The following is a 2034-nucleotide window of genomic DNA, read 5'->3' as shown; positions in this document are numbered from 1 at the left end:
GATGTGACCGCGGTCGCGACCTGGACCGAGTTCTTCGGGGCGTACGCCGGCGTGGAGGCCAAGCCCCCCTTCGACGCGCGGGTGGGCATGCGCGAGAACCCGATCGTCTCCACCTGCGTGCTGGTGGACATGGCGGTGCGTGACGCCGGCATCCGCTTCGACCGGGAGCTGGCGTGGATCTACTGTGAGGACTGGGACTTCTGGTCGCGGATCGTGGCGGCCGGCGGGAGGTTCGGACTCGTGCCGGAGCCGTTGGCCCGCCACCGGGTGCACCCGACGTCGGGCGGTCACCAGCGCACTCCGCTGGCGCTGGCGCTCGGCAGAGCCCGGGCGACGTCGCACCTGCGGTGCATCGAACCCGGCGGCCCGCTCACTCGGTGAAGCGCTGCCACTTCTCCGTGGCGATCGCGTCCCAGCGGGCGATCCAGGCGCGTGCGGCGGCGACGGCCTCGTCGCGGCGGTCCAACAGGTGTCGGGCGCCTCGCGCGATCGCGCGGGGATCGTCGGCCTCGGCGACCGTGGTCAGCTCCCACAGGTCGGCGTCGTCGCGGAAGACGCTGCTGGTGCGCGACATCAGGCAGGGCACGCCGGCCAGGTAGCTCTCGACCGGTGACAGCGGGTAGCACTCGGACAGCGTGACGTACAGGTTCACATCCACGCTGCCTTGCAAGCGCACGAAGTCGTCCCAGGGCAGCACGCCGTGCTCGACCACGTCGAGGCGGCCCAGGTACGCCACGTCGGGACGGCGGAGCACGTGCGCGCGGGCCGGCTCCAGCAGCGCAACGGCACCGAGCTGGGTCACGACGTTCTTCCGCCAGAACGGCTCGGCGAACACCCCGACGTGGGTGCGACCGGCCCCCAGATCCCGCGGCTCGAACGCCTCGACGTGGGGCGCGCGGTTGGGCACCCATGCCGCCGGGTAGCCCAGCGCCTCGAAGACCTCCGCCATGCCGTCCTTGACGAAACCGATGCGGTCGACGACGCCGTCGGCTGCCAGCGCCGCGACCTCGTCGACGACCGCGGCCTCGTGCGCCTCGCCGCCGTGCTGGGCCATCGACGAGTGCAGCACCACGCGGGTGCCGACTCCACGGTGCGTGAGCCGCCGAAGCAGGATCGCGGACCCGGGCGGGTAGCCGTGGATGACGACGACCCGCACCCCGGCTGTCGCGATCCGGTCCGCCAGCGCATCCGCCGACGCGGCCGCGTCGGCGACCTCGACGACGGGTTCGCCGTGCGCGATCGCGGCGGTCCGGATCCCACGCCACTGCGGATGGCAGACCACCAGGACACCGGCGGCCAGCGCCGACCAGTCGCTGAACAGCGCCCGGGGCGGCGGCGGAGGGCTCCCCAGCAGGCGACGTAGCCGCCACGCTGCGCGCATCAGCGCAGCAGCGTGGTCAGCGCGGCGACGGTCCGCTGCGACGCGCTGCCGTCGCCGTAGGGGCTGGGCTCGTCGGCGAGCCGCCCGTGCAGCGCCGCCACGTCCTGCAACCACCCGCGTGCGATCCGCCCCAGGGCCGGGCCGGGCTGGACCAGCTCCGCGAACGTCCCCAGCACCTCCGGTCGTTCGGTGGAGTTGCGGACGACCAGGACGGGGCGCTTGAGGACGCTGGCCTCCTCCTGGATCCCGCCCGAGTCGGACACGAGCATGGCGCATTCGGCGGCCAGCGCCAGGAAACGTCCGTAGCTCAGCGGGGGGGTGGTGATCAGCCGGGCCAGCGCCCCGCCGAGTCCGAAGGCCCGGGCCCGCTGCTGGGTCCGGGGATGCACCGGGAGCAGCACCGGGACGGGCAGCGATCGCAGCTCGTCGAGGATCGCCTGCAAGCGTGCACGGTCGTCGACGTTCTCCGGCCGGTGCAGGGTGGCCAGCACGAACGCCGCGGGAGACAGCCCGAAGTTGTCCAGCTCCGCCTTGCGCTCCCGGGGGCTGGGCAGGATCCGCTCGACCGCCTCCACGACCGTGTTCCCGGTGACGACGATGCGGCTGGCCGCGACGGCCTCATCGAGGAGGTTGCGCCGGTTGACCTCGGTCGG

At 73.4% G+C, this 2034-nt stretch carries 3 protein-coding genes; 1 reads left to right on the top strand and 2 read right to left on the bottom strand.

The genetic code is table 11. The features are described from left to right. On the top strand, positions 1 to 381 hold a 381-nt coding region (locus tag M3N57_05385; GenBank protein ID MDP9022128.1), incomplete at its 5' end, for a hypothetical protein. Here the strand turns inward: M3N57_05385 and M3N57_05380 are convergent. Then, positions 371 to 1381, bottom strand: a complete 1011-nt coding sequence (locus M3N57_05380; protein ID MDP9022127.1) for a hypothetical protein — start codon at positions 1379 to 1381, stop codon at positions 371 to 373. The two genes, M3N57_05385 and M3N57_05380, sit on opposite strands and share 11 nt — an antisense overlap. Continuing rightward, positions 1381 to 2034 (bottom strand): UDP-N-acetylglucosamine 2-epimerase (locus tag M3N57_05375; GenBank protein MDP9022126.1); only part of this gene is annotated, 654 nt, incomplete at its 5' end. The genes M3N57_05380 and M3N57_05375, both read right to left, overlap by 1 nt.

The sequence above is a fragment of the Actinomycetota bacterium genome (genome assembly GCA_030776725.1).
Taxonomy (GTDB): Bacteria; Actinomycetota; Nitriliruptoria; order Nitriliruptorales; family JAHWKO01; genus JAHWKW01.
This window is presented reverse-complemented; position numbering and strand designations above follow the sequence as displayed.